At 72.2% G+C, this 23,650-nt stretch carries 26 protein-coding genes, 1 tRNA gene and 1 pseudogene; 16 read left to right on the forward strand and 12 right to left on the reverse strand.

All coding sequences use genetic code 11. The annotated features are described in order from the left end of the window. Window positions 1–71: 71 nt before the first annotated feature. A complete protein-coding gene (locus OMK64_RS03080) occupies window positions 72–1,130 on the reverse strand; it encodes a threonine aldolase family protein (RefSeq protein WP_272726507.1) in 1,059 nt (352 codons plus the stop codon). Window positions 1,131–1,230: 100 nt separating this feature from the next. Here OMK64_RS03080 and OMK64_RS03085 point away from each other — a divergent pair, with 100 nt between their 5' ends. Then, the gene (locus OMK64_RS03085; protein WP_272726508.1) at window positions 1,231–1,716 is read left to right on the forward strand and encodes a DUF6328 family protein; all 486 of its coding nucleotides are present in this window, start codon (window positions 1,231–1,233) and stop codon (window positions 1,714–1,716) included. A 12-nt stretch (window positions 1,717–1,728) separates the two neighbouring features. On the opposite strand, the gene OMK64_RS03090 is transcribed toward OMK64_RS03085, so the two are convergent. The 4 genes from OMK64_RS03090 to ku form a co-directional block, all read right to left on the reverse strand. Then, complete coding sequence (locus OMK64_RS03090; protein ID WP_272726509.1) at window positions 1,729–2,148, reverse strand: Fur family transcriptional regulator; 420 nt, start codon at window positions 2,146–2,148, stop codon at window positions 1,729–1,731. 83 nt (window positions 2,149–2,231) lie between these two features. After that, window positions 2,232–2,513: an HU family DNA-binding protein gene (locus OMK64_RS03095; RefSeq protein ID WP_124341208.1), complete on the reverse strand. Its 282-nt coding sequence runs from the start codon at window positions 2,511–2,513 to the stop codon at window positions 2,232–2,234. A 144-nt stretch (window positions 2,514–2,657) separates the two neighbouring features. Beyond that, window positions 2,658–3,692, reverse strand: a complete 1,035-nt coding sequence (locus OMK64_RS03100) for a PHP domain-containing protein (protein ID WP_272726510.1) — start codon at window positions 3,690–3,692, stop codon at window positions 2,658–2,660. Then, complete coding sequence (ku, locus tag OMK64_RS03105) at window positions 3,689–4,834, reverse strand: non-homologous end joining protein Ku (RefSeq protein WP_272726511.1); 1,146 nt, start codon at window positions 4,832–4,834, stop codon at window positions 3,689–3,691. Before ku ends, OMK64_RS03100 begins: the two co-directional genes overlap by 4 nt. 102 nt (window positions 4,835–4,936) lie before the next feature. On the opposite strand from ku, the gene OMK64_RS03110 reads away from it, so the two are divergent. The 4 genes from OMK64_RS03110 to OMK64_RS03125 all read left to right on the forward strand — a co-directional run bounded on the left by OMK64_RS03110 (window position 4,937) and on the right by OMK64_RS03125 (window position 8,581). Beyond that, window positions 4,937–5,863 (forward strand): ATP-dependent DNA ligase, encoded by a 927-nt coding sequence (locus OMK64_RS03110; protein WP_276595521.1) that lies wholly within the window; start codon window positions 4,937–4,939, stop codon window positions 5,861–5,863. Next, on the forward strand, window positions 5,860–6,741 hold the full coding sequence (gene ligD / locus OMK64_RS03115; protein WP_272726513.1) for a non-homologous end-joining DNA ligase: 882 nt from the start codon (window positions 5,860–5,862) through the stop codon (window positions 6,739–6,741). The genes OMK64_RS03110 and ligD overlap by 4 nt, the downstream gene beginning before the upstream one ends. A gap of 101 nt (window positions 6,742–6,842) precedes the next feature. Beyond that, window positions 6,843–7,415 (forward strand): Dps family protein, encoded by a 573-nt coding sequence (locus OMK64_RS03120; RefSeq protein WP_272726514.1) that lies wholly within the window; start codon window positions 6,843–6,845, stop codon window positions 7,413–7,415. Continuing rightward, window positions 7,412–8,581 carry an App1 family protein phosphatidate phosphatase gene (locus tag OMK64_RS03125; protein ID WP_272726515.1) on the forward strand — a complete coding sequence of 390 codons (1,170 nt, stop codon included), beginning with the start codon at window positions 7,412–7,414 and terminating at the stop codon, window positions 8,579–8,581. Before OMK64_RS03120 ends, OMK64_RS03125 begins: the two co-directional genes overlap by 4 nt. Window positions 8,582–8,652: 71 nt before the next feature. Here OMK64_RS03125 and OMK64_RS03130 read toward each other — a convergent pair whose 3' ends face one another. Further along, complete coding sequence (locus OMK64_RS03130; protein WP_272726516.1) at window positions 8,653–8,853, reverse strand: hypothetical protein; 201 nt, start codon at window positions 8,851–8,853, stop codon at window positions 8,653–8,655. A 266-nt stretch (window positions 8,854–9,119) separates the two neighbouring features. On the opposite strand from OMK64_RS03130, the gene OMK64_RS03135 reads away from it, so the two are divergent. From OMK64_RS03135 to OMK64_RS03145, 3 genes and pseudogenes are all read left to right on the forward strand, one after another. Then, window positions 9,120–11,885, forward strand: coding sequence for a cellulose binding domain-containing protein (locus OMK64_RS03135; protein WP_272726517.1), 2,766 nt, complete (start codon window positions 9,120–9,122; stop codon window positions 11,883–11,885). Window positions 11,886–12,058: 173 nt separating this feature from the next. Further along, a pseudogene (gene mqo / locus OMK64_RS03140) lies at window positions 12,059–13,546 on the forward strand (malate dehydrogenase (quinone)); the annotation flags it as partial. An 8-nt stretch (window positions 13,547–13,554) separates the two neighbouring features. Then, a complete protein-coding gene (locus OMK64_RS03145; RefSeq protein ID WP_272726518.1) occupies window positions 13,555–13,863 on the forward strand; it encodes a hypothetical protein in 309 nt (102 codons plus the stop codon). A gap of 118 nt (window positions 13,864–13,981) precedes the next feature. On the opposite strand, the gene OMK64_RS03150 is transcribed toward OMK64_RS03145, so the two are convergent. From OMK64_RS03150 to OMK64_RS03160, 3 genes are read right to left on the reverse strand one after another with little or no spacing between them, the layout of a single operon-like run. Beyond that, window positions 13,982–14,353: a DUF2277 domain-containing protein gene (locus tag OMK64_RS03150; RefSeq protein ID WP_272726519.1), complete on the reverse strand. Its 372-nt coding sequence runs from the start codon at window positions 14,351–14,353 to the stop codon at window positions 13,982–13,984. A gap of 10 nt (window positions 14,354–14,363) precedes the next feature. Further along, on the reverse strand, window positions 14,364–14,963 hold the full coding sequence (locus OMK64_RS03155) for a methylated-DNA--[protein]-cysteine S-methyltransferase (protein ID WP_272726520.1): 600 nt from the start codon (window positions 14,961–14,963) through the stop codon (window positions 14,364–14,366). Continuing rightward, complete coding sequence (locus tag OMK64_RS03160; protein ID WP_272726521.1) at window positions 14,960–15,442, reverse strand: RNA polymerase sigma factor; 483 nt, start codon at window positions 15,440–15,442, stop codon at window positions 14,960–14,962. The genes OMK64_RS03155 and OMK64_RS03160 overlap by 4 nt, the downstream gene beginning before the upstream one ends. Before the next feature lie 79 nt (window positions 15,443–15,521). Between OMK64_RS03160 and OMK64_RS03165 the strand changes: the two genes are divergently transcribed. Continuing rightward, window positions 15,522–16,499 carry a pirin family protein gene (locus tag OMK64_RS03165; RefSeq protein ID WP_272726522.1) on the forward strand — a complete coding sequence of 326 codons (978 nt, stop codon included), beginning with the start codon at window positions 15,522–15,524 and terminating at the stop codon, window positions 16,497–16,499. Next, entirely contained in the window at window positions 16,496–16,993 is a 498-nt protein-coding gene (locus OMK64_RS03170; RefSeq protein WP_272726523.1) for a YbaK/EbsC family protein, read from the forward strand. Before OMK64_RS03165 ends, OMK64_RS03170 begins: the two co-directional genes overlap by 4 nt. 6 nt (window positions 16,994–16,999) lie before the next feature. Here the strand turns inward: OMK64_RS03170 and OMK64_RS03175 are convergent, their stop codons facing one another. Then, the gene (locus tag OMK64_RS03175; protein ID WP_272726524.1) at window positions 17,000–17,722 is read right to left on the reverse strand and encodes an anti-sigma factor family protein; all 723 of its coding nucleotides are present in this window, start codon (window positions 17,720–17,722) and stop codon (window positions 17,000–17,002) included. Next, a complete protein-coding gene (locus OMK64_RS03180; protein WP_272726525.1) occupies window positions 17,719–18,225 on the reverse strand; it encodes a sigma-70 family RNA polymerase sigma factor in 507 nt (168 codons plus the stop codon). Before OMK64_RS03180 ends, OMK64_RS03175 begins: the two co-directional genes overlap by 4 nt. Window positions 18,226–18,381: 156 nt before the next feature. On the opposite strand from OMK64_RS03180, the gene OMK64_RS03185 reads away from it, so the two are divergent. Beyond that, window positions 18,382–18,891: a COG4315 family predicted lipoprotein gene (locus OMK64_RS03185; RefSeq protein WP_272726526.1), complete on the forward strand. Its 510-nt coding sequence runs from the start codon at window positions 18,382–18,384 to the stop codon at window positions 18,889–18,891. A 3-nt stretch (window positions 18,892–18,894) separates the two neighbouring features. Here OMK64_RS03185 and OMK64_RS03190 read toward each other — a convergent pair whose 3' ends face one another. Beyond that, complete coding sequence (locus tag OMK64_RS03190; RefSeq protein ID WP_272726527.1) at window positions 18,895–19,281, reverse strand: VOC family protein; 387 nt, start codon at window positions 19,279–19,281, stop codon at window positions 18,895–18,897. A gap of 99 nt (window positions 19,282–19,380) precedes the next feature. Between OMK64_RS03190 and OMK64_RS03195 the strand changes: the two genes are divergently transcribed. From OMK64_RS03195 to OMK64_RS03215, 5 genes are all read left to right on the forward strand, one after another. After that, on the forward strand, window positions 19,381–19,794 hold the full coding sequence (locus OMK64_RS03195) for a YciI family protein (protein WP_306469211.1): 414 nt from the start codon (window positions 19,381–19,383) through the stop codon (window positions 19,792–19,794). 85 nt (window positions 19,795–19,879) lie between these two features. Further along, window positions 19,880–19,953 (forward strand) — tRNA-Pro (locus OMK64_RS03200). 182 nt (window positions 19,954–20,135) lie between these two features. Next, window positions 20,136–20,396: a helix-turn-helix transcriptional regulator gene (locus OMK64_RS03205; RefSeq protein ID WP_272726528.1), complete on the forward strand. Its 261-nt coding sequence runs from the start codon at window positions 20,136–20,138 to the stop codon at window positions 20,394–20,396. 382 nt (window positions 20,397–20,778) lie between these two features. Further along, entirely contained in the window at window positions 20,779–21,606 is an 828-nt protein-coding gene (locus tag OMK64_RS03210) for a site-specific integrase (protein WP_272726529.1), read from the forward strand. A gap of 211 nt (window positions 21,607–21,817) precedes the next feature. Further along, entirely contained in the window at window positions 21,818–23,647 is a 1,830-nt protein-coding gene (locus OMK64_RS03215; RefSeq protein WP_272726530.1) for a hypothetical protein, read from the forward strand. The last annotated feature ends 3 nt before the right edge of the window (window positions 23,648–23,650 follow it).

A 23,650-nucleotide genomic window follows, 5' to 3' on the forward strand; every position in this document is an offset into this window, starting at 1 on the left:
CGTGGAGGCCGGCGCACCCACCCCCGGCGCCGGTGGGACGGGCTCAGCCCTGTGCCACCGGCGCCGTCGTGTCAGCCCTGCGCGTCGAGCAGCCGGCGCAGCTCGGCGAGGAACGCGTCGACGTCGGCCTCGGTCGTGTCGAACGCGCACATGAGCCGCACCTCACCGCTCTCGGGGTGCCAGTCGTAGAACTTCCACGTGCGGCGCAGCTCCGCGGACACCGCGCGCGGGAGCGTCACGAAGATGCCGTTGGCCTGGGTCGGCAGCGTCACGTGCACGCGGTCGCCGAGCGCGTCGAGACCCGCGCGCAGGCGTGCCGCCATCGCGTTGGCGTGCCGGGCGGACCGCAGCCACAGGTCGTCCTCGAACAGCGCCACGAGCTGCGCGGACACGAACCGCATCTTCGACGCGAGCTGCATGTTCATCTTGCGGAGGTACGCCAGGCCGGGCGCGGCCGCCTCGTCGAGCACGACGACCGCCTCGCCGAACAGGAGCCCGTTCTTCGTCCCGCCGAGCGACACGACGTCGACGCCGACGTCGGTCGTGAACGCGCGCAGCGGCAGGTCGAGCGCGGCGGCCGCGTTGGCGATCCGCGCGCCGTCGACGTGCAGCCGCAGACCCAGGTCGTGCGCCTGGTCCGCGAGGGCGCGGATCTCGTCGGGCGTGTACAGCGTCCCGAGCTCGGTGCTCTGCGTGATCGACACGACGCCGGGCTGCGCGCGGTGCTCGTCCCCGAAGCCCCACGCCTGCCGGGCGACGAGCTCGGGCGTGAGCTTGCCGTCGGGCGTCGGGACGGTGAGGAGCTTGAGCCCGCCGACGCGCTCGGGAGCGCCGTTCTCGTCGGTCTGGATGTGCGCCGACTCGGCGCACACCACCGCGCCCCAGCGGGGCAGCAGCGCCTGGAGCGACAGGACGTTCGCGCCCGTCCCGTTGAACACGGGGTACGTCGTCGCGCCGTCCCCGAAGTGCGCCGCGACGACCTCCTGGAGCCGTGCGGTGTACGCGTCGGCGCCGTACGCGGTCTGGTGGCCGCCGTTCGCGTCGACGAGCGCCGCGAGCACCTCGGGGTGCGCGCCCGCGTAGTTGTCGGAGGCGAAGTCACGGTGGTCGGCGTCGTGGAGTCGTGTCACTCCCCCAGTCTCCCCCGGGCCGACGAGTGCCCGGGACACCTGTCGCGCGGCCCGGGCGCCGCTGCGGCATGATCCGTGCGACACGACCGAAGGAGGCACCGTGCCCGCGCAGGACCAGCTGCACGACGAGGACCGCAACGAGACGTACACCGAGCGGATGGACCGGAACTGGAACGAGCTCCTGCAGGAGCTGCGCGTGACCCAGACCGGCACGCAGATCCTCACGGGGTTCCTCTTCACGATCCCCTTCCAGCAGCGGTTCGCGGACCTCGACGCGTACCAGAAGGACCTCTACCTCGTGCTGGTCGTGCTCGCGGTCCTCGCGACGGCGCTCCTCGTGGCACCGGTGAGCCTGCACCGGGTGCTGTTCCGCAAGCGGCTCAAGCCCGAGCTCGTCGCGGCCGCGAACATCTTCGCCCGCCTCGGGCTCGTCGTCCTGGCGCTCGTGCTCGCGGGCGCGGCGATGCTGCTGTTCGACGTCGTCGTCGGGCGCGAGGCGGGGTGGGTGGTCGGCGGCGTCTCGCTCGCGGTGCTCAGCGCGGCGTGGTGGCTCGTGCCGCACCTCATGCGGCGCGCGGCGGGCTGACGCCCGGCGGGGTCAGGACGCGGCGGCCGCGCGGCACGCGGCGCACGTGCCGACGAGCTCGATCGTGTGGTCGACGTCGTCGAAGCCGTGCGCGGTGGCGACCTGCGCGGCCCACGCCTCGGCCTGGGCTGCGTCGATCTCGACCGTCCGGCCGCACGACCGGCACACCAGGTGATGGTGGTGCGTGCGCTGCGCGCAGCGGCGGTACACCGACTCGCCGTCCTCGGTGCGCAGCACGTCGACCTCGCCCGTCTCGGTGAGGCTCTGCACCGCCCGGTAGACCGTCGCGAGCCCGACCGACGAGCCGCGCGAGCGCAGGAGCTCGTGCAGCTGCTGGGCGCTGCGGAACTCGTCCAGCCCCGCGAGCAGGTCGAGGATCTCCGCACGCTGCCGCGTCTGCCGTACCACCGCCATCACGTGCCGCTCCTTCATGAGACTCGTTCGCATCATAGTCGACGCGCACGAGACAGGGCCGGGCCCGACCTCGACGGTCGGACCCGGCCCTGAGTCGGGTGTCAGCCCTGGACGGCGCGCTTGAGGGCGCTGCCCGCCGTGAGCTTCACGCGGTAGCCCGCGGGGATCTCGAGCTTCTCGCCCGTCTGCGGGTTGATGCCCGTGCGGGCCGAGCGCTCGGCGCGCGCGACGGCGAGGAAGCCGGGGATCGTCACGGACTCCCCAGCGGCGAGCTGCTCCACGAGGACCTCCTGGAAGGCCTTGAGGACCTTGTCGGCCTCGGCGTTGGCGGTGCCCGCCTTCGCGGCCACGGCCTGGACGAGCTCGGTGCGGTTGACGCTCACGAGATGTGTGCTCCTTGTTGACTCGGTTCCTGCGGACCCTGGACGGGCCTGGACCCGTCGGGCGCGCGGCGACACCGCGTGACCGGGGGCTGCGCAGACCCTAACGCGTCCACCCGTGCGGTTCCGCACGTCCGACCGGGCGTGTCAGCGGTGCGACCGCTCACGCAGGCGCTCGACGGGCCACGTCGTCACCACGCGGTCGGGGTCGATCGCGTGCTGCGCGGCGCGCTCGCAGCCCGCCGTCAGCCAGTCGAGCTGACCCGGGGCGTGCGCGTCGGTGTCGATGCTGAACAGGCACCCGACCTCGACCGCCACCGCCAGCAGGTCGTGCGGCGGGTCCAGCCGGTCGGGCCGACAGTTGATCTCCACCGCCACACCGTGCTCCGCGCACTCCTCGAACACCCGGCGCGCGTCGAACTCGCTCTGCGGGCGCTGCCGGCCCGTCAGCCGGCGCCCCGTGCAGTGCCCGAGGACGTCCGTGCGCGGGTTGCGCACCGCCGCGACCATCCGCTCCGTCATCGACCGCGAGTCCATCCGCAGCTTCGAGTGCACCGACGCGACCACCACGTCGAGCTCGTCGAGCAGGTCCGGGTCCTGGTCGAGCGCGCCGTCGTCGAGGATGTCGCACTCGATGCCCGTGAGGACCGTGAACGGCGCGACGGCCCTGTTGAGCGCCGCGACCTGCTGCAGCTGCGCCCGCAGGCGGGGCGCCGACAGACCGTTCGCGACCGTCAGCCGCGGCGAGTGGTCCGTGATCGCCAGGTACTCGTGCCCGAGGTCGAGCGCCGCGAGGACCATCTCCTGGATCGGCGTCTTCCCGTCGCTCGCCTCGCTGTGCGAGTGCAGGTCGCCGCGCAGCCGTGCGCGCAGCGCCGCGACCGCGGGCTCCGGTGCCTGGGCAGCCGCCGCCTCCGCCTCCAGCCGCTCCAGGTACTCGACCGGCTCGCCGCGCACGACCAGCGACACGACCTCCGCCGTGCGCGCACCCACCGACGGCAGGTCCGTGAGGGCACCCGCCTTCGCGAGCGCCACCACCCGGTCGGGCTCCGTCCGCTCGACCGACGTCGCCGCCGCGCGGAACGCCTCGCTGCGGTACCCGCTCGCCTGCGCCCGCTCCAGCAGGAACGCGATCCGGCGCAGCGCCGCGACCGCGTCGTCCCGCAGCCCCGCAGCCGTCACGACGCCTTGCGGCGCGTCCGTCGCGGCGTCGGCGCGTCGTCCTCGGCCTTCGCCGACGACGACTTCGCCGCCGGCTTCGCCTTGCTCGTCGACGCCTTGGTGCTGCTCGACGACTTCGTGCTGCTGGACGCCTTCGACCCGCTCGACGCCTTCGTCCCGCTCGATGTCTTCGACGTCGACGCCTTCGTGCCGGAGGCCCTCGACGAGCCCGCGCTGCTCGACGACCGCGACCCGCTCGACCGCTTCGCCCCACCGCCCGACGCGTCCTCGTCACCCTCGTCGACGTCGTCCGTCCCCGTGCGCGCCCGGGACCGGGGCTTCTCCTCCGCCGCCGGCTCCTCGGCACCGCCCCGCGAGCCCCGCGCCTTCTCGACGCTGCGCTGCAGCGCCGCGAGCAGGTCGACGACCTCGCCGCCCCCGGTCTCGCCCTCCTCGCCCGCCGGCGCCGGCACCGCACGCGTGTCGCCCGTCTGGATCTTCGTCTCGATCAGCGACTCCAGCGCCGCCGAGTACCGGTCCTCGTACTGCGACGGGTCGAAGTCCGCCGCGAGCGAGTCGACCAGGGACGACGCCATCGCGAGCTCCTGCGGACGCACCGACACGTCCGAGTCGAGGATCGGGAAGTCCGCCGCCCGCACCTCGTCCGGCCACAGCAAGATCTGCATGCAGATCACCTTGTCCCGCACCCGCAGGACCGCCATCGACTCCCGCTGCCGGATCGCGACCTTCACGACCGCCATCCGATCCGCCTGCTCGAGGGCCCCGCGCAGCAGCGCGTACGGCTTCGCCGCCGTCTTCTCCGGCTCCAGGTAGTACGTCTTGCCCAGCAGGATCGGGTCGACCTGCTCCGCCGGGACGAACTCCATGACCTCGATCTCGCGCTCCGTCGACAGCGGCAGCCGCGAGAAGTCCTCGTCCGTCAGCACCACGAGCTCGCCGTCGTCGGTCTCGAACCCCTTGGCGATCTCCCGGTACTCGACCTCCTCGCCGTCGATGCTGCACACCTTCCGGTACCGGATCCGGCCGCCGTCGGCCTTGTGCACCTGGTGCAGCGTCACCTCGTGCTCGCCCGTGGCCGCGTACAGCCGCACGGGCACGTTGACCAGCCCGAAGGCGACCGCGCCCTTCCAGATCGCTCGCATCGTCAGCCACCTCCGTGGTGTGGGGGCACCGCAGGTCCGGGCACGCCCCGGCGAGCCCGCGACGGACGCGGACCACCTGGGCAGGATGGACCCGTGGAGCCCATGCTCGCCACCCCAGCAGCCCGGACGGGCGCACTGCCGCGCGGGCCGCAGTGGGCCTACGAGGTCAAGTGGGACGGCGTGCGGGCGCTCGCGGACACCACCACGGGCGTCCTGCGGCTGTGGAGCCGTGGCGGTCGGGAGGTCACCCCGGCGTACCCCGAGCTCGGCGGGCTCGCCGACCTGCCGGGCACGGTGCTGGACGGCGAGGTCGTCCTGCTCGACGGCGGGCGGCCGTCGTTCGCGGCGCTCGCGGAGCGCATGCACGTGCGGGACGCTCGCCGTGCCGCGGCGCTCGCGCGGTCGAGGCCTGTCACGTACCTCGTGTTCGACGTGCTCCGCGTCGCAGGCGCCGACGTCACGGCACAGCCCTACGACGAGCGCCGGGCGCTGCTCGACGCGCTCGCGCTGCCCGACCGCGTCCAGACGTCCCCGGTGTACCCGGACGGCGACGAGCTGTGGGCCGTGACCGCCGAGCACGGGCTCGAGGGCGTCGTCGCGAAGCGGCGGTCGTCGGTGTACCGGCCGGGCGTGCGCTCGGCCGACTGGGTGAAGTCGGCGCACCAGCACCACCGCACGGCGCTCGTCGTCGGCTGGCGCGAGGAGACGTCCGGGAGCGGACGGCTCGGTGCGGTGCTGCTGGGCGCGCACGACGCGGACGGGCGACTGCGGTACCTGGGCCGCGCCGGGAGCGGGCTCACGGGCGCGCTCGCGACCACGCTCCAGCGGGCGGTCCAGGCGCAGCCCCTCGACGCGTGCCCGTTCGACGACGACGTGCCACCGCTCGACGTGCGTGGCACGCGCTGGTGCGCTCCCGTGGTGGTCGTCGACACGCGCTACCTCAACCGCACCCCGACCGGCCGGCTGCGCCAGCCCGTCGTCCGGGGCGTGCGGACGGACACCGACCCCGACCCCTGGGAGCAGCAGTGACGCCGGAGCGGCAGATGGTCGAGGTGGACGGGCGCCAGGTCCGCGTCACCCACCTCGAGAAGGTGATGTACCCCGAGACGGGCACGACCAAGGCCGAGGTCATGAACTACCTCGTGCGCGTCGCACCCGCGCTGCTCCCGCAGCTCCACGAGCGGCCCGTGACCCGGATCCGCTGGCCCGACGGCGTGGCGGGCGAGAAGTTCTTCGAGAAGAACGTGCCGCGTGGCGCGCCCGACTGGCTGCGCCGCCAGACGCTCCCCGCGGCACCGAACAACGACGACGACGAGGGCACGATGCTCGACCTGCCGTTCGTCGACGACCTCGCCGGGCTCGTGTGGTGCGCGAACCAGGGCGCGCTCGAGCTGCACACGCCGCAGTGGACGGTCGGGCCGCGCGGCGGCGTGCGGAACCCCGACCGGCTCGTCATCGACCTCGACCCGGGCGCGCCGGCGGGCCTGGACGAGTGCGCGCAGGTCGCCCACCTCGTCGCGGACCGGCTGCGCGACGACGGGCTGGACGAGACGGTGCCGGTGACGTCGGGGAGCAAGGGGATGCAGCTGTACGCGCGCCTGCCCGGGCGGCGGACCGCGCCCGAGGTCCGGCAGTACGCGCGCGACCTCGCGTTCGCGGTGGCGAAGCAGCACCCGACGCTCGTCGTCGCCGTCATGCGCAAGGACGTGCGCGGCGGCAAGGTGCTCATCGACTGGTCGCAGAACCACCCGGCCAAGACGACGATCACCCCGTACTCGTTGCGGGGCCGCGACGAGCCGCGGGTCGCGGCGCCGCGGTGGTGGGACGAGATCGGTCCCGGGCTCACGCAGCTCGGTCCCGACGAGGTCGCCGACCGGCTCGAGCGTGACGGGGACCCGTTCGACTGACCTCGCGCTCCGCTGGCGGGCGGACCGGTCCTGCGGCAGCGTGGAAGGACGCCCGGGCAAGGCCTCGCCCGGTGCCCACGAGCTGAAGGAGGAGTCCCCTCATGGCACGTTCGCTGCCGAAGTACACCGTCCCGTCGCTCTCGCCCGAGGAGGGCGCGAAGCTCGCCGAGATCCTCCAGCAGCGGCTCAACGCGCTCAACGACCTCGCCCTGACGCTCAAGCACATCCACTGGAACGTGGTGGGCCCGCACTTCATCGCGGTGCACGAGATGATCGACCCGCAGGTCGACGCCGTCCGCCTCATGGTCGACGCGATCGCCGAGCGCATCGCGACCCTCGGCGTCGCGCCGGTCGGGACGCCGGGCGCGCTCGTCAAGGCCCGCACCTGGGACGACTACTCGATCGGCCGGGACAGCGCGATCGCCCACCTCGGCGCGCTCGACGAGGTCTACGTCGGCGTCATCACCGACCACCGCCAGGCGGCGAAGGACACCGAGGAGCTCGACGACGTCACCAACGACCTGCTCATCGGCCACCTGCACGAGCTCGAGCTGTTCCACTGGTTCGTGCGCGCGCACCTCGAGTCGGCGGGCGGCGCGCTGAGCACCGGCTCGGCGGACGGCGAGAAGGCCTCCGCGGACGCCGCCCGGGCGAAGGACAAGGCATCGGCGTGAGCACCGGCACGGAGCACCGGGCGGTCACCCGCGCGGTGCTCCGTGCCGCACGCCCGGGAAGTCGCACCTCCGGCTCGTCGCAGCCGCCGAGCCCCACGCGGCGTCTGCACGTCGCGGCGCGGCTCGAGGACTCGTTCGACCGCGCCGTCGCCGGCGTCCTCGAGCGCCGCGGGTGGACCGTCCGCATCGAGGCGTTCGCGGGGTACGGGGCGCCCGGCTGGGTGCGCGTGATGGCACGCTCGCTGCTCGCACCGCCGCAGGTCGGTGCCGATGACCTGCCGGGTGCGGGCGCGGAGGCGCACGTCGAGGCGAGTCCCGCGGCACCCGTGCGCGGATGGCGCTCGTTCGCGACCGCCGAGGTCGCGGGCGCGCCGCTGCGCGTGCAGGTCGGCGACCTCGAGCACGAGGTCGTCACGGACCGCGGCGGCTACCTCGACGTCGTGCTCGACGCGGACCTCTCCCCCGGCTGGCACCACGTGACGCTCACGAGCGAGGACGGCGCGACCGCCCAGGCGCCCGTGATGATCGTCGACCCGCAGACGCGTGTCGGTCTGGTGAGCGACATCGACGACACCGTCATGGTGACGCGCCTGCCGCGTCCGCTGGTGGCGGCGTGGAACGTGCTGGTCCGCCACGAGAACGCCCGCGAGCCCGTGCCGGGCATGAACGACCTGTACGCCGACCTGCGGCGACGCCACCCCGGGATGCCGGTCGTGTACCTGTCCACGGGCGCGTGGAACGCGGCCCCGGCCATCGCGCGGTTCCTGCGTCGCCACGGTTATCCGGCCGGCCCCCTGCTCCTGACGGACTGGGGCCCGACGAACACGGGCTGGTTCCGCTCCGGCCGGGCCCACAAGGTCGCGCAGCTGCGGCGTCTGTTCCACGAGCTGCCCGACGTCCGCTGGGTGCTCGTCGGCGACGACGGCCAGCGGGACCCCGAGATCTACGCCGGGGCGGCCAAGCACCACCCCGACCACGTCGAGGCGATCCTGCTCCGGCAGCTGACGTTCAGCGAGCACGTCCTGGCGCACGGCCTGCCCACCCCCACGCCCGAGTCCCTGGACGCGGAGCAGGGTGCGCAGGACGAGGGCATCCCCGTGCTCCAGGGGCCCGACGGCTTCGCGCTGCGCCGGGCGGTCCAGGCCGAGGAGCGCCTGACGGACTGACCGCGCGCACGCACGCAGCGGCCCGCGTCACCCTCCCCGGTGGCGCGGGCCGCTGCGTCGTCCCGGCTCGGTCAGAGGCGCTGCGGGTCGTCCCAGTCCTCGCCGCTCGCGATGGCCTCGTCGTCGGCCTCGATCTCGACGGCGTGCAGCGACCGCGGCGCGCGGGTCGGGTCGCCGCCCGAGCGTGCGTCGGCGGCGGCCAGCTCCGCCTCGGGGAGCGGCGGCTCGGCGAGGTGCTCGGCGGCGGGGTCGGAGGTCAGGTCGCGGCTCATGGGAGGTTTCTACCCCTGGTCCTGCCCGGTCGCACCCGCGGACCACGGGATGGCCGGCGAGTCGTCGCGGGTCGGACGCCGGCTGCGCCCTGACCCCGGCATACCGGCGAAAGGTTTCGGCCCCTGACCTGCTCTCGAAGCGCTTCGATACCGTGCCGCCACCCGTCGCCCGAGGCTCGCCGTGAGCCCGTCCGGCGACGGGGACGACCGGCCGGGCGACCCACGCCCGGCGGGCACACCACCGCCTTCACGAAGGAGTGCAGCGGATGCGCGTCCCTGCTCAGAGCTCTCCCGACCGGCCTGGCCGGCCTCGGCGCCTCGCGGGCGCCGTCCTCGCGGCCGCCCTCGTCGCCGGCGCCGGGACGGCCGTCGCCCTCGGCTCCCCCGCGACCGCCGCCGACCCCGCATACACGTGGGGCAACGTCGAGATCGTCGGGGGCGGCTTCGTCCCCGGCATCGTCTACAACCAGTCGGAGAAGGGCCTCGTCTACGCCCGCACCGACATCGGCGGCGCCTACCGCCTCGACCAGCGCACGCAGCGCTGGGTCCCGCTGCTCGACCACGTCGGCTGGGACGAGTGGAGCCACACGGGCGTCCTCAGCCTGGCGACCGACCCGGTGGACCCCGACAACGTCTACGCGGCCGTCGGCACGTACACGAACAGCTGGGACCCGCAGAACGGCGCGGTCCTGCGCTCCAGCGACCGCGGCGAGACCTGGCGGAAGACGATGCTGCCGTTCAAGGTCGGCGGCAACATGCCGGGGCGCGGCATGGGTGAGCGGCTGCAGGTCGACCCGAACGACAACCGGGTCCTCTACCTCGGCACCGAGAGCGGCAACGGGCTGTGGCGGAGCACCGACGCGGGCGTCACGTGGGCCAAGGTCAGCTCGTTCACCAACCCCGGGAACTACGTGCAGGACCCGACGTCGACCAACGACTACCTGACGAGCATCCAGGGCGTCGTGTGGGTGACGTTCGACCCGGCGAGCGGCACCAAGGGCTCCCCCTCGAGGACGATCTACGTCGGCGTCGCGGACAAGGAGAACACCGTCTACCGGTCCACCGACGCGGGCGCGACGTGGCAGCGGATCCCCGGCCAGCCGACCGGGTACATCGCGCACAAGGGCGTCTACGACGCGAAGGGCAAGCAGCTCTACCTCGCGACCAGCGACACGGGGGGCCCGTACGACGGCGGCCACGGCGACGTGTGGCGACTCGACGCCGCGACCGGCACGTGGACGAACGTCTCCCCCGTCCCCTCGTCGAGCAGCGACCAGTACTTCGGGTACTCCGGCCTCACGATCGACCGGCAGGACCCCGACACGCTCATGGTCGTGACGCAGATCTCCTGGTGGCCGGACATCGTGGTGTTCCGGTCGACCGACCGCGGCGCGACGTGGAGCCGGATCTGGGACTGGGCCGGCTACCCGGACCGCTCGCTGCGGTACGAGCTCGACCACTCCGGCGCACCGTGGCTCACGTTCGGCAAGACGTCGGCGACGCCGCCGGAACCGCTCGTCAAGCTCGGCTGGATGACGGAGTCCTTCGAGATCGACCCGTTCGACTCCGACAGGTTCCTCTACGGCACCGGCGCGACGGTCTACGGCGGCAGCAACCTCACCGCGTGGGACACCGGCGGCACGGTCAAGATCGGCGTGAAGGCGCAGGGCATCGAGGAGACCGCGGTGCTCGACCTGGCGGCTCCCCCCGGAGCCGTCGAGCTGGTCTCCGGGCTCGGCGACGTCGGCGGGTTCGTGCACACCGACATCACGAAGGTCCCGTCGCAGATGTACACGCAGCCGACCCACGGCTCGGTCACGGGCGTGGACTTCGCCGAGGCGAAGCCCGCGACGATGGTCCGCGTCGGGCAGGCCGTCGACGGGACCGTCGAGTCGCACATCGGCGTCTCGACCTCGTCCGGGTCGTCGTGGTGGGCGAGTCAGCAGCCGGCCGGCGTGACGGGCGGCGGGACCGTCGCGATGTCCGCCGACGGCGGCACGATCGTGTGGAGCCCCGCCGGGACCGGCGTGCACCGCTCGACGACGCTCGGCTCGTCGTGGACCCCGTCGACGGGGGTGCCCGCGGGTGCCCGCGTCGAGGCCGACCGCGTGAACGCCTCGACGTTCTACGCGTTCGCCGACGGGACGTTCTACCGGTCCACCGACGGCGGGGCGACGTTCACGGCCTCGGCCGCGACGGGCTTCCCGACCACGGGCAACGTCCGGTTCGGGGCCGTTCCCGGTCACCAGGGCCACGTCTGGCTCGCCGGCGAGACGGGTCTGTGGCGGTCGACCGACTCCGGGGCGACGTTCACGAAGGTTCCCGGGTTCGAGGACGGCGGCGCGGTCGGCTTCGGCAAGGCGGCCCCGGGCGCGACGTACCCCGCGATCTACACGACGTCGAAGCTGGACGGCGTGCGCGGGTTCTTCCGCTCGACGGACGCGGGCGCGACGTGGGTGCGGATCAACGACGACGAGCACCAGTACGCGTGGACGGGCGCCGCGATCACGGGCGACCCGGACGTGTTCGGGCGGGTCTACGTCGGGACCAACGGGCGTGGGATCGTCGTCGGGAACACCTCGGGCAGCGAGCCGACGGTCACACCCACGCCCACGGTCACCCCGACCGGGACGCCCACCGTCACGCCCACGCCGACGGTGACACCGACGCCGACGGTGACCCCGACACCCACCGTCACGCCCACGGTCCAGCCCACCGGCTGCTCCGTGCGCTACACGACGAACGACTGGAACACGGGCTTCACCGCGTCGGTCCGGATCACCAACACCGGGTCCGCGACGATGAACGGCTGGACGCTCGCGTTCACCTTCCCGTCGTCGCAGCAGGTGACGAACGGGTGGTCGGGCAGCTTCGCGCAGACCGGGCAGTCCGTCGTCGTGACGAACGCGCCCTGGAACGGCGCGATCCCCGCGAAGGGCAGCGTCGACATCGGGTTCAACGGCTCGCACGCGGGCAGCAACCCGAAGCCGTCCACGTTCACGCTCAACGGGACGGCGTGCGCCGCGGGCTGACGCCCGCGCCCAGCACCGACGTCCGACGCACCGCGTGACGGGGTGGCGGGCCGCGCGACACGCGCGGCTCGCCACCCCGGTCGGTCGTCCCACGACCCGTCCGAAGTCATGGGACGAGAGAGACGAACGTCACACGTCCCTCGCTGTAGAGATTCTCGACGTCGACATACGCTCGAATCGTGGCGCATCGCGAAGAGACAGTGGACGTCGTCCTCGTCGGCGGCGGGATCATGAGCGCGACCCTGGCCGCCCTCATCACGACGCTCGAGCCGACGTGGACCGTCGAGATCCACGAGCGCCGCGCGGAGGTCGCGACGGAGTCGTCGAACCCGTGGAACAACGCGGGCACCGGCCACGCCGCGCTCTGCGAGCTCAACTACACGCCGCAGCGCGCCGACGGCACGATCGACATCGCCAAGGCCGTCACGATCAACGAGCAGTTCGAGCTCTCGCGCGAGCTCTGGAACCACCTCGCGACGAACGGCCGCCTCCCCGGCGGGACCGGGTTCCTCTCCTCGACCCCGCACATGACCTTCGTGCGCGGCGAGGCGAACGTCGACTACCTGCGCCGCCGGTGGGAGACCCTGCGCGCGCACCCGCTCTTCTCGGACCTCGAGTTCAGCGACGACCCCACGACGATCGCCGCGTGGGCGCCGCTGCTCATCGACGACCGCGACCCGGCCGAGCCCGTCGCCGCGACGCGCGCGAGCTCCGGCACGGACGTCGACTTCGGCGCCCTCACGCGCTCGATGCTCGACGACGCCCAGAGCCGCGGCGCGCGCCTGCACGTCGAGAGCGAGGTCACGCGCCTGCGTCAGGGCCGCGACGGCGCCTGGACGCTGCGCATCAAGGACCGCCGCTGGAACGGCAACCGCAAGACCCGCCGGGTGCGGGCCCGCTTCGTGTTCATCGGTGCCGGCGGCGGTGCGCTGCCCCTGCTGCAGAAGTCGGGCATCCCCGAGGCGAAGGGCTTCGCGGGCTTCCCGATCAGCGGGCAGTTCCTGCGCACCACGAACCCCGAGATCGTCGCCCGGCACCAGGCGAAGGTGTACGGCAAGGCCGACATCGGCGCGCCGCCGATGTCCGTCCCGCACCTCGACACCCGCGTCGTCGACGGCGGCACCGCGCTGCTCTTCGGCCCGTACGCCGGCTGGAGCATGAAGTTCCTCAAGCACGGATCGTGGCTCGACCTGCTGAAGTCGATCCGCCCGGACAACCTCATCCCCATGCTCGCGGTGGGCGTCCGGAACCTCGACCTGCTGAAGTACCTCATCAGCGAGGTCACCGCGACGGACACCGACCGGCTGCGCACGCTGCGTGCGTTCATGCCCACCGCGCACCCGCGCGACTGGGAGCTCATCACCGCGGGCCAGCGCGTGCAGGTCATCAAGCGCGACCGGAAGAAGGGCGGGGTGCTCGAGTTCGGCACCGAGCTCGTCACCTCCGCGGACGGCTCGATCGCCGGCCTGCTCGGCGCCTCCCCCGGCGCGTCGACGGCCGTCGCGACGATGCTCGACCTGCTGGACCGCTGCTTCCCCGAGCGCGTCGAGGGCTGGCGCCCGCAGCTGCGTGCGATGATGCCGTCGCTCGGCGGCGCGCACTGGGACGAGTCGTTCGAGCTCGACCAGCTCGTCGACGAGCGGGTCGCCACCGACCACTGAGGAACGCCATGACCGTCCACGACGCGGCGACGCCGGTCGTGCCGGTGAGCGCCGAGATGCGCCGCGCCAAGGTGCGCGCCGCGACCGACCACACCACCGTCGGGCTCGTCGACACCACGCCCGACGGGCACGTCACCATCGCGTGCGCGTGCGGCATGCAGCTCACCAACGGCCCCACCTGGACGCTCGACGAGCACATCCGGCTGCACCGCGCCGAGGCGCGCTTCCTCGCGCTGTCGGCCGTCGCGCCCCCGGGCATCCCGCGACTCGTGAGCACGCACGTCGTCGCGGGCGACGCGACCGACCCCCTGGCCTGACCGTCCCCGTCGCGGGCGACGCTCCTCGCGCGCGCCGCCTGTCGTGCGCAAGGGCCGTGCCGCACGGCCCGACCAACCGTCAGCGCCCCGACCCCGTCGGGGACGGCTCGTGCGGGGCTCAGCGCGCGGCCGCGACCTCGTCGAGGTCGTCGTGCAGGTCGTCGTCCTCGTGCGTGTGCGGCAGCCCCAGCTCGTGGGCGCGCTCGTGCTCCTCGCGTGCCGCGATCCGTGCGGCGATGCGCGCCTGCACCTCGGGGCGGCGCAGGGGCGGCACCGTCGTGGGCGGCTGGCGGCGCGCGGGCAGCTCGTCCAGCAGCCGCGCGGTGATCGCCGCGATCTCGGCCACCGCGGCCTCGAAGGGTTCGCGCGTCGAGTCGCTGAGCGACTGGACGCCCGTCACCTTCCGCACGTACTGGCGGGCGGCCGCCTCGATCTCCTCGGTCGTCGCGGGCGGCTCGAGCCCGCGCAGCGTCGTGATGTTCCGGCACATGCGGCCGACGCTACGCCGCGCGTCCGACGCGCGCCTCCAGCTCGAGCAGCGCCTGCTTCGCCGCGTCGCCACCCGCGTACCGGCCGGGGGTCCCGTCGGAACGGACCACCCGGTGGCACGGCACGACGAGCGGCACGGGGTTGAGCGCGCACGCGGTCCCGACCGCCCGCACGGCACGGGGGCTGCCCGCCGACGCGGCGACCTGCGCGTAGGACGCGGTGCGTCCGTACGGGATGTCCGGCAGGTGCTCGACGACGGACCGCCGGAAGCCCGCGGTCAGGCGCAGGTCGACCGGGACGTCGAACGTCAGCCGGGCCCCGGCGAAGTACTCGTCGAGCTCGCGTGCCACGTCGTCGAGCGCGCGCGGGGCCTCGAGGACGCGCGGGCTGACCCGCTCCGCGAGGTCCTGCAGCACCCGCTCGTGGTCCTGGACGGCGAACGCCACGCGGACGACACCCGCGGGCGTGCGGGCGAGCAGCAACGGACCGACCGGGCTGTCGACCGTGCGGTACGCGACGTCGAGCAGCCCGTCCGCGGTCGCGCGCGCGACGAGGTCGGCGTGCAGCCGCGTGAGCTGCTCCCCCGTCACCGGGGCCGGTGTGGTCGTCATCGTGACTCTCCCTCCTCCGCGAAGCGCGGGTACGTCCGGCGCAGGACGGCGATGCCATCGGCGGCCGCCCGTCGTGCCGCGGCCACCGTCCCGCCCAGCACCGCCGCGACCTCCTCGTACGGCAGCCCGCCGAGGTGGTGGTACGTGACGGAACGGCGCTGCTTGTCGGGCAGCGCCGCCAGCGCCGCCCATAGGTCCAGGTCGCGCCCGTCGGTCGGCGCGGTGCGTTCGGGCAGCTCGGCGACCGGGACCGCCTGGCGGGCGGCGCGCCGGGTGACGTCGACCGCGCGCCGCCGGGCGATGGTGACGAGCCACGCCTCGACGTTCGCGTCCGCCGGCAGGTCCGGGTAGGCACGCAGCGCCGACAGGAACGTCTCGGACCACGCGTCGTCGGCGTCGATCGGTCCCAGGACCGACCGGCAGACGCGTAGCACCGTCGCGCCGTGCTCGACGACGACCCGCTCGAACGGTTGCTTCACGCCCACAGTGTGCAGACGCCCGAGCCGCGCCGGGTGTGAGGTGTCCCCGACAGGTCGGCGTGTCAGGCACAGTGGAGCCATGACGAACCTGGACGTGCGCCCGGAGGAGGCGCTGTGCGAGGCGCTCGGGATGCGTGGCCCCGTCGCCGAGCTGCACGAGGCGCGCGAGGTCCCGCTCGGGGGCGTGCGCGCGATGCAGGTGCGCCGGACGCTGCCGCAGCGCGCGCTCCCCCTGGTCGGCGCGTGGTGCTTCCTCGACGAGATGGGCCCGCAGTCCGTCGACATGCGCGTGCTCCCCCACCCGCACACCGCGCTGCAGACGGTGACATGGCCGCTCGTCGGCGAGATCCTGCACCGCGACTCCGTGGGGTCCGAGGTCGTCGTCCGGCCGGGACAGCTCAACCTCATGACCGCCGGGCACGGCGTCGCGCACTCCGAGTTCACGCTCGGCGACGCCGCGCCGCTGCACGGGGTCCAGCTGTGGGTCGCGCTGCCCGACGACGTCGCGGACGGCGCGCGGTCCTTCGAGCAGGTCACGGACGTGCCGGTGTGGGAGGCGCGCGGAGCGCGCGCGTCGGTGTTCATCGGCGGGATCGACGACGCCCGGTCGCCGGCGCGCGTGCACACCCCGCTGCTGGGGGCCGACGTGGTCGTCGGCCCCGGCCACGACGTCGTGCTGCCGCTCGAGCGCGGGTTCGAGCACGCCGTCCTGGTGCTGGCCGGCCGGGCGACGGTCGCGGACGTCGAGGTCGCGCCCGGGCCGCTGCTCTACCTCGGGGACGGCCGCGACCAGGTCGTCGTGCGCGCCGGGGCTGATGGGGCCCGCCTCATGCTGCTCGGCGGCGAGCCGTTCGACCACGACCTCGTCATGTGGTGGAACTTCGTCGGCCGGTCGCACGCCGACATCGCCGCCGCCCGCGCCGCCTGGGAGTCGCCCGACGCCGCCGACCGGTTCGGGTCGGTCGTCGGCCACGGGCCCGAACGCATCCCCGCGCCCGCCCTGCCCAACGTGCGGCTCCAGCCGCGCCGCCGCCGTCCCCGACCGGAGAGCCCGTGACCGAGACCCTGCCCCCGTCCGCCCGCCGGGTCGCCGACGCCCTCCGCGACGCCGGCGTCGCCGGGCAGGTGACCGTGCTGCCCGACTCGGCACGCACGGCCGCCGAGGCCGCCGCCGCGCTCGGCTGCCCGGTCGGCGCGATCGCGAACAGCCTCGTGTTCCTCGCCGACGGTGTGCCGCTGCTGGTGCTGACCAGCGGTCGGCACCGCGTCGACACCCTCGGGCTGGCGCGCCGGCTCGGGCGCGAGCGGATCGTGCGTGCGACACCCGACCAGGTGCGCGCCGCGACAGGTCAGGCGATCGGCGGCGTCGCGCCCGTCGGGCACCCCGCACTGCTCGAGACGGTCGTCGACGTAGCGCTCGACGAGCACGCCCAGGTGTGGGCCGCCGGTGGGACGCCGCACTCGATCTTCCCCACGACGTTCGACGAGCTCGTCGCGATCACCGGCGGCACGCCGCTGGTCGTCGCCGACGACGAGGTCGCCGCAGGCTGAGCCTCGTCAGGTCATCGCGGCGGCCAGCGGGTCCTCCGCGCCCTGCAGCCGGATCTCGACGCGCGCGATGTCGTCCGCCGGGATGCTCGACGACGCGCCCAGCCCGCGCGCCTGGCCGCTGTGCGACGACCACGTCGCCACGACGGTCGCCGTCCCGTCGGCCTGGACGAGCACGAGCTCGTACACGAGCGTGTAGTCCGCCGGCGGTGCCGGGTACTCGCACGACCAGTCGAGGCGCGTGCCCCAGTTCTTCTGCTGCATCGTGAGGTTCGCGGTCACGTCGACGCTGCCGACCGGTCGCAGCGCGAGGTGCGACGCCTGCGCCGTGACCGGCGCGGGGGCGACGGTCCGGGCGATCCACGCACCTCCGACGGCCGCGACGAGGGCCACCGCGGCGGCCACGGCGATGGTCCCGAGCCGGCGACGACGGCGCGTCGCCCGAGCACGTCCGGCGACGGCCGCGAGGTCGACGACCTCCGCCTCCGGGACGTCGGACGGCTCCGCGCTCAGGAGCACCGCGGCCTGGTCGGGCGGCAGGGCGCGCAGGATGCCGGGCATCCCCGCGAGCTCGGCGACACGGTCCTGGCACGCGTCGCAGCCCGCGAGGTGCTCCTCGAACCGTCGACGGTCCGACGGTCCGAGCGCCCCCAGCACGTACGCCGCGTCCCACTCGCGGAACGGGTCGTCCGCGGGCAGGTCCGGCCGGTCGGCGCTGTCGCGGCCGGTCATGACGTCACCCCTCTCTCCTGCAGCGCGAGCCGCAGCGCGCGCAGCCCGTAGTGCAGCCGCGACTTCACGGTGCCCTCCGGGATCTGGTTCTCGCGGGCGAGCTCCGCGACCGACCGCCCCCCGTAGTACGCCCCGACCACCACGGCCCGGTGCTCCGCCGACAGGCCCGTGAGGGCGTCGGCGACGAGCCACGCGTCGAGCACGGCCTGCGTCCCGTCGGGCGTCGGGACGTCGGGCGTCTGCTCCGTGACGTGCTCGCGCACGTGCCGGGCGCTGCGCCGGTCGTCGATCACGAGGTTCCGCGTCACCCGGTACAGCCAGGCCCGGGCGGCGTCGTCGTCGCGCGCCATGACCTCGGGGTGCCGCCACGCGCGCACCATCGCCTCCTGCACGACGTCCTGCGCGAGCTCGTGATCACCCGTGAGCCGCACGACGTAGTGGTGCAGCGGGCGGGCGTAGGTCGCGTGCAGGGCGCGCAGCAGCTCGTCCGCGTCGTCGTCCACGCGCGTCCCACCTCCCGTCCAGTCATCCACACCACGGACCGCACCGGCTCCGGGTTCAGGTGAACCGCAGACGTCACCCGCCCGTGGACTCCACGGGGAGCCCGCGACACCGCACCGCCCGGCGCGGACCCGCTCCCCCGGGGAGAGGGGACCACCGTGCGACGCTCCATCCTGCTCACGACGCTCGGCCTCGTCGCGACCGCCACGCTGGTCGGCTGCTCGGGCTCCGGCGACGACGACGCCGGCGCGCAGACCGAGGCGACCACCGACGAGATGACCGAGTCGACACCGTCCGACGACGCCTCGGCGGGCGCAGCCGACCTCATGACGGCCGACACGAGCCTCGGGTCGGTCGTCGTCGACAAGGACGGAATGACCGTCTACTACTTCCTCAAGGACACGCCGGGCTCCGGCACGAGCGCGTGCACGGGCGACTGCCTCACGGCCTGGCCGCCCGTCTACGCGGCGTCCGAGAACGTCGTGGCCGACGGCGTCACCGGCGAGCTCGGGACGATCGAGACGCCCGACGGCGAGTACCAGGTGACGATCGACGGACGTCCCGTCTACCTGTTCGCGCAGGACATGGCGCCCGGGGACGTCAAGGGTCAGGGCGTGAACGAGGTCTGGTACGCGGTCGCGCCGGACGGGTCGCAGGTCGGCCCGTGACGCTCACCCCTCTGCGCCGGTCTCGACGTTGAGGATGTTGCCGTCCGGGTCCGCGAACCAGGCCGCCTTCATCTCCCCCGCGACCAGCACGCCGTCCTGCCACGTGCCCTCGGGCACGTCGAAGGTCTGGAAGTCGACGCCCCGGTCGCGCAGGTCCGCGACCTCGGCGTCGAACCGGTCCGCCGAGATCTGGAAGGAGATCGCGGTCGCCTGGTTCGTCCCCGCGAACGACGACGGGTACACGAGGAACTCACCGCTGCCCGACCGGTACATCACGCCCTCGGCGGCGTCCCCGACGCTGGCGAACCCCAGCGTGGACTCGTAGAACGCGCGCGCCTTCTCGAGGTCCGTGACCGCGAGGACGGGGATGGCGTCGAAGTCGGAGAGCATGACGGCCTCCTGCGCGGGCCAGACGACCCTCGGCTGGCCGGCGGCTCGACGCTAGGACCGGGCCGTGGCAGGGTCAATCGCCGTGCACGGACGTGCACGTTGTCGATCCCGGCACGGCTCGCCCGTCACGAGGTCGTCCGCCGGGCCACCGCCGCCCGGTACCTGCGAGCGACGGAGAAGACCATGCGCTACATGCTGCTCATCTGCACCGACCCGACCGGCGAGCCTTACACCCCCGAGGGCGACCACATCGAGACCTGGGTCGCCGAGACCGGCTCCGCCCGTCTGCACGGGGACCGCCTGCGGCCCGTGTCCGACGCCCGCACCGTCCGGGTGCGCGGCTCCGAGACGCTCGTCTCCGACGGGCCCTTCGCCGAGACCGCCGAGCACATCGCCGGGTACGACGTCGTCGAGTGCGAGTCGCTGGACGACGCGCTGCGGATCGCCGCCGGGCACCCGATGGCCCGCTTCGGGCGCGTCGAGGTGCGGCCGTTCTGGCCATTCGAGGACTGAGGCGCGCCGACGCACAGACCTGAAACGGGTGGACGGGCACCCCGCCCCGGTGAGGTAGAGTTTCCGAGGCCCCTGCGGGGGCCATCGGGCTGTGGCGCAGCTTGGTAGCGCACTTGACTGGGGGTCAAGGGGTCGCAGGTTCAAATCCTGTCAGCCCGACGCATCAGGCCTGGTGAGACGGTGTCTCACCAGGCCTGAGGAGTTTCTGGACATGGTCCATCCCGCGTTTATCCCGCGTTTTCGACTCACGAGCAGCGTCGCGGGAGCGTCAACGTCGAGCAGGGCGAGCAGCGCCTCGCACTGCGTCGCGACATCTGAGCGCCCTGCGCACACCTGGCCGCATGACCACGCAGACCCATCTCCCGGACGACGTCGCCGGCCCGAGCTCGAAGCTCCCAGGCCTCGAACCGCTGCTGAGCATCGATGCACTGGCCGAGTACGTCGGCGTGCCGGTGGTCACGATCTACCGCTGGCGCACGGAGGGCAAGGGGCCGTGCGCCCTGCGTATCGGCCGGCACCTGAAGTTCCCCTTGTCGTCTGTGCAGTCCTGGCTCGACACCGTGCGGGAAACCACGCCGGGGACGTATCGCACCGAGCGGTGAGCGGACGTGCCTAGGTCACGGCTGGGCGTGGGCGCGTTTGGCGAGATCTCGATGCAGCAAACACCCAGCGGCCGGTTCCGAGCGCGGGTGCGCTACCGGGACGTTCATGGCCGCTACCGCCAGCTCGAGTCGACCGGTGGCAGCCGGGCCGACGCGCGGCGGCGGTTGCAGCTCAAGATGACGACGGTATCCGACGAGCTCGCGCCGACGAGCGAGATCACGGGCGGCACTTCGTTCGCGGACCTCGTGGCGTATTGGCTCGGGACCCTGGAGGCCGAAGGCGAGTTGGCGATCAGTACGCGTGAACGCTACGCGTGGGAGGCCGAGCACCTCCTGCTGCCGGCGTTCCGGGACTTCACCGTCCGCGAGATCACCGTGGCCCGTGTGGAACGCGTGGCTCACGCAGCAGCGCGCGTTCAGCTACGCCCGTGCCGTGCACTCGAAGAAGATCCTCAGCCTGGTGATGGGCCTCGCGGTGCGGCTCGAGGCGGTCGACCGCAACCCTGTCCAGGGCACGCGACGTCTCAAGCGGCCTGCCCGCCCTCCCATGGCCCTCGAAGCGGTCGAGCTCGACGTCATCCGCGACGCCGTCGCGTCATGGCGACGGAACGGAACGTCGATGGGCCCCAGACCGGATGGTCAGCTCGAGGCCATCATCGAGGTCATGGTGGGCACCTCCGCGCGCATCGGGGAGGCACTCGCTCTTCGCGTGTGTGACCTCGACCTCGACGCCGAGCCGCCGACAATCCGGATCGAGGGCACGATCGTCTCCGCCAAGAGCAGGCCAACGTACCGACAGGACCACCCGAAGTCCGCGAAGTCTGTGCGCCGGGTCGCCGTTCCGTCTTTCACCTTCGAGGCTTTGCGCAAGCGCCTGTCTGTCACGGGCCAACTGCCGCAGGACCACCTCGTCTTCTTCAGCCGCAACGGCACGCCCCTCACGACTGCGAACGTTCGACGTCGACTCCGCGATGCTCTGCAGTCCGCGGGAGTTGCAGCGGTGACGCCGCACGCATTTCGTCGCACGGCCGCAACGGTCGTTGACAGGCATGGCGGGCTCGACCTCGCCGCTGAACTCCTCGGACACACGTCGACCGCGATCACCCGGCTCCACTACATCCAGCCTGACGAGCAGGTAGACGCAAGAACTGCCGAGATTCTCGAGCACCTGGCGCCGGGGAGTGGTCGTGCAGATGGAGCCGCAACCTGATGACACCAGCCCGCACCGGACACGCGGAGAGCGAACATGTGGACTCCTCCACTGTCGTGCCTTGGCGATGTCACTGCCTCTCACCCGGGTGAACTCCTCCGGAGACGGGCTACGCCACTTGTGTGGCGCTCGAGGCGCCCGCTAGTCATTAGGTTGAATTCGCAAAGGTCCGTGCTCGGCACTGAGCCGTGCGCTCCCACTTAGGTGACCGATGGAGGTCCAGGTGCAGGACACCTCGACAACACCCATCGACCTACTAATGCTCAAGCCGTACATCTCCCTCCTGCTCCTGGAGTGCACCGCCACGGACCACGCCGTGGAGATTCCTCGCCTGCTTACTCGTTTGCAGAACGTGTATCGCACGCGGTCGGGCTCCGAGCGAACGATCGTGGCCGCCGCGGTTGATAACCTGGACCGCGCGCTTGAAGCCGCCGGTCTGAGCGCCGACGACCGAGGCGCCGTCACGGTCGGCGCGTACATCTCACGATTTACCAGTAGTCCACCATGGCAAATCGACGGCCCCTACGTCGATGTCAAACACAGTCTCACGGCCTTCATATCGTTCAATAAATACGTCGCGATTGTCTGCGATCACGGCCTAGAGAGCTTCCAGTCCTGGCTTGACAAGACCCCCACACCGCCTTACCGTCGGCTTGAGTCAGCGGCATTGGAAAGGGCATTTTTAACTGGCGACGCGAAGTCGCTTTGGTTAGATGGCGTACATGCACCGAGATCGACGAAGGCAAGTTCAAAGCACCTGAGCGGCCCCCAACTGCAGCAGGCACTTAATCCGTTCGATGATCCGACGTTCTCGCTGAGCGCTGCGCGGGCCGAAATACCGACTTTGGGATTGAACGGTGCCTCCACCGCGAAGTTCGGCGTCACACCAAAGAACTCAACGGTGTGGTTTCACTCGTCGAAAAATATCGGTGACTTCATAAGGTCGACGGTGTGGGTACTCAAGAGCGCGATCGCCGCGATCGAATCAGAGCCTGACGCACCAAGTTCCGTCTTTCCATGGCTCGCGACTCGTGAAAATAGTCTCGACCAAGTGTCTGGTGCATTCCACGTCACACTCCCGACTGTCTCCGACGTGCCTTCCGACGAACTTGACCCCGACTTGATCGATGCGTTGAACCTGCTCGAAGACGCGGAGCTGAATGTCCATGCGGCGTCTGGTGCATCGTTGACCCTCGAGGTGGGTCTGAACGGCACAATTGGCGGCAAACTGGCCGTCGCCGTGACTGCATCTAGGTCCCAGCCCCGGATGGTGTTCGGCTGGGAAGGGGCGCCGACGGATCCCGTGAGCGCCAGGACCGTCTTGAATGCGCTTACGACCGCACAGCGCCACGTCCGCGTGCACTATGCATCGGGGCACGCTGTCGATCACAAGGGTATTTGGTTTAGCAACACCGACATTGAACCGTTCAAGCACTGGAAGTGGGAAGCATTCCTAAATTGCGACATCTCGAAAGAGAAGCCGCGCGTGCCGGAGGGGTCGAGGGTCCATGATCTAATCGGCGTGGCGGGAGACGACTCGCTGTTTGGCTGGGTCGTCACTCGCCTATCCTCGGGCTATTTGACTTGCGATGATGGAGCGGGCGAGGTCGGAGACTTTGTGCACCTGTCGCATAAGGACGAGCTCACTCTCATCCACGTCAAGTCCGCCAGTCAGCGACGGCCCACACGAGGAGTTGCGGTCCAGCGCTACGAGGGCGTCGTGGGTCAAGCCGTAAAGAACCTTTCTCATCTCACCGGCGGACGTCTCGTGAACGCCCTTGGCGCCGAGACGCGTAAGAACAGTGCTACATGGCTAGATGGCAATCGGGAACGTGACCGAACTGACTTTCTGGATTACCTTCGCGCCCGCAATCTCACGGCGCCAGTTCGAGTCGTAGTGCTCCAGCCACAAGTGACGCAGGCCGCCTACGCGGATGTGGCCAACAAGCACAAGGTTAGGCTTCTCGACTCGCTACTCCACTCGGCACGAGCTTCGGCGGTAGGCATCGGCGCGGATCTGGAAGTCTGGAGCAGCGTCTAGGAC

The sequence above is a fragment of the Cellulomonas fimi genome (assembly GCF_028527925.1).
Taxonomy (GTDB): Bacteria; Actinomycetota; Actinomycetes; order Actinomycetales; family Cellulomonadaceae; genus Cellulomonas; species Cellulomonas fimi_C.

Coding starts and splice junctions, on each gene's coding strand:
- OMK64_RS03090 (WP_272726509.1), bottom strand. CDS start 2,148: ATGAAGGAGCGGCACGTGATGGCGGTGGTACGGCAGACGCGGCAGCGT.
- ku (WP_272726511.1), bottom strand. CDS start 4,834: ATGCGAGCGATCTGGAAGGGCGCGGTCGCCTTCGGGCTGGTCAACGTG.
- OMK64_RS03110 (WP_276595521.1), top strand. CDS start 4,937: ATGCTCGCCACCCCAGCAGCCCGGACGGGCGCACTGCCGCGCGGGCCG.
- OMK64_RS03120 (WP_272726514.1), top strand. CDS start 6,843: ATGGCACGTTCGCTGCCGAAGTACACCGTCCCGTCGCTCTCGCCCGAG.
- OMK64_RS03130 (WP_272726516.1), bottom strand. CDS start 8,853: ATGAGCCGCGACCTGACCTCCGACCCCGCCGCCGAGCACCTCGCCGAG.
- OMK64_RS03135 (WP_272726517.1), top strand. CDS start 9,120: ATGCGCGTCCCTGCTCAGAGCTCTCCCGACCGGCCTGGCCGGCCTCGG.
- OMK64_RS03145 (WP_272726518.1), top strand. CDS start 13,555: ATGACCGTCCACGACGCGGCGACGCCGGTCGTGCCGGTGAGCGCCGAG.
- OMK64_RS03150 (WP_272726519.1), bottom strand. CDS start 14,353: ATGTGCCGGAACATCACGACGCTGCGCGGGCTCGAGCCGCCCGCGACG.
- OMK64_RS03155 (WP_272726520.1), bottom strand. CDS start 14,963: ATGACGACCACACCGGCCCCGGTGACGGGGGAGCAGCTCACGCGGCTG.
- OMK64_RS03165 (WP_272726522.1), top strand. CDS start 15,522: ATGACGAACCTGGACGTGCGCCCGGAGGAGGCGCTGTGCGAGGCGCTC.
- OMK64_RS03175 (WP_272726524.1), bottom strand. CDS start 17,722: ATGACCGGCCGCGACAGCGCCGACCGGCCGGACCTGCCCGCGGACGAC.
- OMK64_RS03190 (WP_272726527.1), bottom strand. CDS start 19,281: ATGCTCTCCGACTTCGACGCCATCCCCGTCCTCGCGGTCACGGACCTC.
- OMK64_RS03205 (WP_272726528.1), top strand. CDS start 20,136: ATGACCACGCAGACCCATCTCCCGGACGACGTCGCCGGCCCGAGCTCG.
- OMK64_RS03215 (WP_272726530.1), top strand. CDS start 21,818: ATGGAGGTCCAGGTGCAGGACACCTCGACAACACCCATCGACCTACTA.